The following is a 6,018-nucleotide window of genomic DNA, read 5'->3' on the forward strand; positions in this document are numbered from 1 at the left end:
TTTATAAGTCCTCAAAGGACTATCCAATCAAAATCCGTAAGGTTGAGTATTGGGATGAAGAACAGAATCGTCAATTCGTTTTCCTTACAAATGCTTTTGATTTGACCGCTCTTCAAGTTGCCCTACTTTATAAAAACAGATGGCAGGTCGAGTTATTTTTCAAATGGCTTAAGCAACATCTGAAGATAAAAAAGTTTTGGGGAACGTCAGAGAATGCAGTACGAATCCAGGTCTATTGCGCCATCATATCGTACTGTCTTGTTGCTGTCCTTCAGCACGACATGCAACTTGAAAGAAGCATATATGAGGTACTTCAGATCCTTAGCATTTCACTTACCGACAAGTCTCATTGGGTTGATCTCTTCAGTCAATCTAAATTCAATAATGTCAAAGATCAAAGTGGTCTTGATGGACTTAGTTTGTTTGATAATTTTAATTTTTAACCTGTCCGATAATTTTTAGTGGACACTAGTGTGTCGAAATAGCGAAGAGGCAATTTCATCAATTTGGCTAAAAAATCTGAAATCAAGGCGATGTTTATCCGTGTATTCATATGCAGCAATATCCAGCTGCGAATAAATTCCACGGAAAGGCGGGCGATAAAGATAACGAGCTGTGCGAATAAGATCAGCGTGATAAAACTCATGTTACCGTCACGGATACCGATATCCACTAAGGACTGAGTGAGAAACGGAAAAATCAGTTGCAGAAGACTCACCACAACCATTCCCAGTATTAGTTGAACAAGCTGGCTCTTATAAGGTGTCAGGTATCGTAGGAAATACCGGAGACTGCGATTGCGATTTTCTTTTTCATCCTCGCGATCGTAAAACTCCGGCCCGGGTTGCAGAAGCAGAGCAGCTCCCCGATCTTCGTTTTCTTCCTTCGTACTCAGCCAGCACTTTTTAAATTCCGCTTCATGATATGTAACTGATCCCAACGCGGGGTCTGCAACACGGATACGATATCCTTTTTTATTTCTTTTAACATCGTAGACCGTCACAAAATGGTTCTGATTCCAGTGTACGATGCAGGGCAACGGGGCTTCTTCCACCAATTGTTCGAATGAAATCATTACTCCCGATGTGCGAAACCCGATATATTCCGCCGCATCGCTTATGCCGAGCATGGAAACTCCCTCACGCGTAATAAACGAATGTTGACGAAGGGTTTTCAGACTGTAGTACCTGCCATAGTGCTTGGCTATCATGCGCAAGCAGGTTGGACCGCAGTCCATGGAATCAAGCTGAATGAATTGAGGAAAAGAGCTCATTCGCTATGGGTGGACATGGCATAGATTCGGTCTTCCAATAACCAATTCATAATTTGATGGTGGCGGACATAAAAATTGATATACACAGTGACAACAGGGCTCCATATCTCTAATTTGAAGCCAAGATCTCCCAAATTTTAATTCGTTATATAAAACATCATGTATTTTATCTCTAAGGTCGCCAATGGGTGGATGATTTACATTGGCGTAAATAGCTCCATTGGGAAGTATCGTAATTCGTCCAAAGTCAATATTGTTAATTTTTTGGTTAGAATACACCTCTCTTTTTGTAAGCTTAATATCTTCAATATCTGATTCATCGCTATAAATTATTTCCTCGAAAAATTTAATATTACTACCATTAAATAAAGGCAGACATCGATATTTAATTACATATGGATTATTACTAACAATTTCCTCGTATCTTTTATACTCCTTCTCATTTTGGATAATAAAAATATATTTTGTCTTTTTGGCATATTTTTGATTGAATAATCCATCCAAATTAAAAGGATTTTCCATTAAGAGACATATCGGACATATTATTGTTAATTCGTCAAATTTTGATTCAAGTACTTTTTTATACTCTGCTTTCCATTCGTCAAATCTGAAATGAAAATTAATAATATGCGCTTTCTCACGCATTATACGAATTATGTCAGACAAAAAAGCATGCGACATTATATTTCCACCTAGTATATTGATACGGTTTATCTGTTTGTCAATAACACGTTTAAAAAACTCGGCAAGAAGTTGACTGTCTATTTCAAGATTTGATTCAATATACGAGTGAATTTGATTAAATAATTTAATGTTTCTCAGGTTATTTTGTTTGCCTCCATTGATATAAATAAAAACTTCCTCTAAATAATTCATTACCTCACTATTTATATTTATCCAATCATAAGTATCTAACTTTTCAAAGGCTCGTTGATTATTTATAATTGGCTTAAATACAGCGGGTCTGCAGCTGTCATTTTCAATCGGAATAACATCTCCGTTAAAAGTGTTTTGAACCAATGCAATAATATCAGACAAAGTTTGATGATCTGCTAATGTGTCTGAAATCGCAATGCATTTTTGTTCCGCTAAAGCATATAGTAAATCTCGATTTTTACCGTTTACGGGAATAATAAGTTTACTTCCATCAAGAGTATTATACAATAAACATTCTTTGTCTGTTTTAAAAAGCAAAGTATAAGGTTCGATATATAGCCAGTTTTTCATGATTAAAAAATTGTAATTTCGTTCATAACCCTTTTGTAAGCCCAAGAATTGTTTTCTAAATAAGTAACATTCAAAGAAAGATATTCGGCAAATTTTGTACCTGATTTATAATTATGACATTTCACGTTTTTTTCTTTTATATTCAAGTAAAACATACATTGTGAACAAGATGCTTGAGAATAACAACTTCGACATTGATGGTGTAGTTTTTTGCAATAATAATTATATTTCTTAGCTATCTTATCAGTGTCAAGTTCAACCCCGTTTTCAGTTACATATCCCACAGAAAATTCATGGTCTATTCTTTCACAAACTAAAATACGACCGTTTACTGTAAGATACATCTTCCTTTCAAAAGGGACACAAGAACCCGTGTTCAATAATGAGTATTTCTTATCTCCATACAATAACAACCGATAGTCCTTATACACTTCATTGCTTAAATGATGTAAGAAATATGTTAAATTAGAGATGCGAGGCGAATTATACATAAGCTCCTTGTCTATTTTCAATGATCTGGATGAATTATCAATACTCTTGAATACACTTTTCTGTAGCAGACTGAATTTCTTTTCGTCTTTTATCCCCGAATTATTGATTTCTGATAATTGAGTCGTTTTATCAAACTCTCTTTTAAAGAAATCCACAATTCTATTTACATCGCTTTTAGAATGAAAAACACTATTAAACGCAATGTTTTTTTTAAAATACTCTGGATTTGTTATTTGAATATTCTTTAAATTTCGATATATAATGGAAAAAGAGTTCTTGTTTTTAGGTGTTACTCGTTCACAATTATCTTCTTCAGCTCCATCTAAACTGACAAGAAGTTTAAAGTTATGCTTAATTAAATAATCAATATGCCTATCCAAAAGTAATGCATTGGTTGTCATATTGTACATTACATTTATACTTGAAGGTAGATTTTTCGAAATATATTCAACAATCTTCTGTATCAACTTAAAGTTCATCAACGGCTCTCCTCCATAGAAACCAACTGCAATATTGCGTTCCTCTGATATCGAGATAGAATTTTCCCAACGATTGAATAAATAGTCCAGTAAATGTTTAGCTGTTTCGAAACTCATGTTTTTACTTTTGCGTTCATCGTATCCGCTATACATGTCACCATAGGCACAATAGCGACACCGTAAATTACATTTATCAGTAACTTCAAAAGTAAGTACCTTTAAGTCATTAATTTGTCTGTCTATTATGTGTTTGTTAAGTTTACCGAACTCTTTTATTCCAATATCTTCATTAGTAAGGAAGGTGTTATCCACCAAATAATTATACTTATCAATATACCTTTTGATGATTTCAGTAGGATAGCTTTCTAATTCTATATGGGAATATAACTCATTATCAGTAATGTCTTGTTGTTTAAGAAGGATAATTGATTTAAGTACGGGATGTAATGGAATGAATTCTTTGTCTTTGTAGGAAAAAAGATAGGAATTTCCACTATTTGAAAAGAATATGATATTATTTTTAAGCATAACTGTTAAGTTTTTATTTTTTTAGCTTCCCCATCAAAATAACATTATTATCGTTGATATCTAACTTTGCGTTGAGTTCCGTTATTCTTTTTCGTACATCGGGTTGTAAATCATCTTTTTTGAGCGACTCTTCCAATAGTTCTTTTAATTCTATTGGTTCCATTGCGTAAGTGAAATAACCATCTCGAATACGAAACGAAAGGAAGAACGGATCAAATTCCCAACCGCCTAAGTAATCATTTATGATGCGAACGTACTGAGATTTCTTAGTTTTTTTGTTCGTTAAAATTAATTTTGTAGACTCTACATCGTTATCAGGATTAGCTCCCATTCTCAAATTCAATCTTGCTACCAAATAATCATCAGGGAGTTCCATATACCGATATCCAAGAGTACCCGCCTTAATGGGTGCATTTAACGTAAAAACAGGATTCACGCTGTTATTTTTTACATTGTAATGGTAAAGTGTATCCGGTTTTTCTTGATAAAAAACTCCCAATTGAAAATCATAGGACGATGTGTTCCGAAAAGAATATACCTCATTGCTGTAATCGGGAATAACAGCGTATTGCTCTGCCGGTACTGATTGCAAAAGTTTTCCGCTAAAATCCTGTGTCCAGCATACCATTTCTTGCTCGCCTCGGAATGGCAAGCTAATAACAGTAACCTCTTTACGTTCGTTATTTACATAAAAACTACCTTTAGGCAACTTTGCTGCAAGAGGAATACACTCGTTTTCTAAAAATATTCCCTTTAAATCATACGTTAGAATCTTTTTAGCATTATGAGAAACGATATAAATACGCTCTTTTTTTTCATTAATTTGGGAAAAATATACATTTCGATATTCTCCGGGGCCTTGCCCTCTTGCTCCAACATCGCAAATGAATTTTCCGTTTTTATCGAATAATTTATACGAAAACTGTCCATATGGTTGCATTCCTAAATAATTATCCGAAACATAAATTACACCTATTTTACTAAAAGCTTCATCTTTATTCTCCAATGGTATTACTTCCAATGACTCCACCAATTCAGAGAGCGGAAATTCTATTTCGCTTTTTACATCGTTGATGTTTAGGGAGAAAAAAGATGTTTCTTTAATGTCCTGTTTCTTTTTATTACCAGAAGTACAACCGATAATAAGACAAAAGATAAATGTAAATACGATTATTTTTGGTCTTGTTTTCATTCTATTTTTCCGAGTAGCATGTTTCTACAAATGTGAAATACAAGAATTTCTTTAAAACATACAGGGATCAAAATTTAAAGAAATTCTTGTATAAAGATACGAGTTACGGCATACCGGGAGCTTTACTTCCTCCATATACTGTCACGTCTCCACTTCCGGGCCAGGAACAATGCTGGTTTCCGCCGGGTGAATATAAATTACCATCCCAATTGCTGCTGTAGTTATCTTCATCTCCACTTGGACCATCGCATCCACATCCGCAAGTGTTCCCACCCCGAAGCATATTCATTGCCCGGTCTTCCATTTCAGCTTGATTTAGCTGATTTAATTTGATTTTTTTTAACTTTTTCATACGATAAAATTTTAATATGTCGGGAGCAAAGATAATTATCCTCTCCCTCTTGCTCTAATTTATACTCCGCTTTTCTAACGAACGGTAGCATTTTTCCTAACGAACGGTCGTTTTTTCCCGATAAACGGTATATTTGCTCTTGACCAGTGTTTCATAAATCCACACAAACACACGCTATCTTTATCCGGAAATACCGAGTGACCGATTGAAAAAACACTTATTCATTGCGCACTTTCACCGCCCCATAGAAAATACCTTTCAAAATATATCATTATATCGTTTAATGATTATCCGCACTTATACCTAAACTCATTTCTATAGCTTACACAAGCTACGAGCAATCTTCCAAAAAGAGCTTCTCCCAAATATCGGCGATTAAACTTGTAACAGAATTCATCTAAGTAATTTTGTAAGAATTCGGGCTTGATGTCATGGAACGTATTTATCAACTGTCTCTTGGCATTGCTGATGGCGA

The 6,018-nt window shown here is 34.5% G+C and carries 5 protein-coding genes and 2 pseudogenes; 1 reads left to right on the forward strand and 6 read right to left on the reverse strand.

The window, feature by feature from the left end; translation table 11 throughout:
* Positions 1-443: IS4 family transposase (locus tag Tanf_RS01875; RefSeq protein WP_046824703.1), on the forward strand; the 443-nt coding region annotated here is incomplete at its 5' end.
* 29 nt (positions 444-472) lie between these two features.
* Here Tanf_RS01875 and Tanf_RS01880 read toward each other — a convergent pair.
* The 6 genes and pseudogenes from Tanf_RS01880 to Tanf_RS14060 form a co-directional block, all read right to left on the reverse strand.
* Positions 473-1,273 (reverse strand): annotated as a pseudogene (locus tag Tanf_RS01880) (cysteine peptidase family C39 domain-containing protein); the annotation flags it as partial.
* Positions 1,274-1,276: 3 nt separating this feature from the next.
* Positions 1,277-2,500 (reverse strand): TIGR04150 pseudo-rSAM protein, encoded by a 1,224-nt coding sequence (locus Tanf_RS01885; protein ID WP_046824704.1) that lies wholly within the window; start codon positions 2,498-2,500, stop codon positions 1,277-1,279.
* Between the two features lie 2 nt (positions 2,501-2,502).
* A complete protein-coding gene (locus Tanf_RS01890; RefSeq protein WP_014223560.1) occupies positions 2,503-3,999 on the reverse strand; it encodes a radical SAM peptide maturase in 1,497 nt (498 codons plus the stop codon).
* Between the two features lie 13 nt (positions 4,000-4,012).
* Positions 4,013-5,191, reverse strand: coding sequence for a DUF4934 domain-containing protein (locus Tanf_RS01895; RefSeq protein WP_014223559.1), 1,179 nt, complete (start codon positions 5,189-5,191; stop codon positions 4,013-4,015).
* Between the two features lie 103 nt (positions 5,192-5,294).
* The gene (locus tag Tanf_RS01900) at positions 5,295-5,543 is read right to left on the reverse strand and encodes a TIGR04149 family rSAM-modified RiPP (protein ID WP_041590492.1); all 249 of its coding nucleotides are present in this window, start codon (positions 5,541-5,543) and stop codon (positions 5,295-5,297) included.
* Between the two features lie 287 nt (positions 5,544-5,830).
* Positions 5,831-6,018: pseudogene (locus Tanf_RS14060) on the reverse strand (IS1595 family transposase); the annotation flags it as partial.

It is taken from the genome of Tannerella forsythia (genome assembly GCF_001006485.1).
Lineage (GTDB): Bacteria > Bacteroidota > Bacteroidia > Bacteroidales > Tannerellaceae > Tannerella > Tannerella forsythia.

Bases quoted from the DNA above. Each gene is read 5' to 3' on its own strand.
- Tanf_RS01885 (WP_046824704.1), bottom strand. From the start codon at position 2,500: ATGAAAAACTGGCTATATATCGAACCTTATACTTTGCTTTTTAAAACA.
- Tanf_RS01890 (WP_014223560.1), bottom strand. From the start codon at position 3,999: ATGCTTAAAAATAATATCATATTCTTTTCAAATAGTGGAAATTCCTAT.
- Tanf_RS01895 (WP_014223559.1), bottom strand. From the start codon at position 5,191: ATGAAAACAAGACCAAAAATAATCGTATTTACATTTATCTTTTGTCTT.
- Tanf_RS01900 (WP_041590492.1), bottom strand. From the start codon at position 5,543: ATGAAAAAGTTAAAAAAAATCAAATTAAATCAGCTAAATCAAGCTGAA.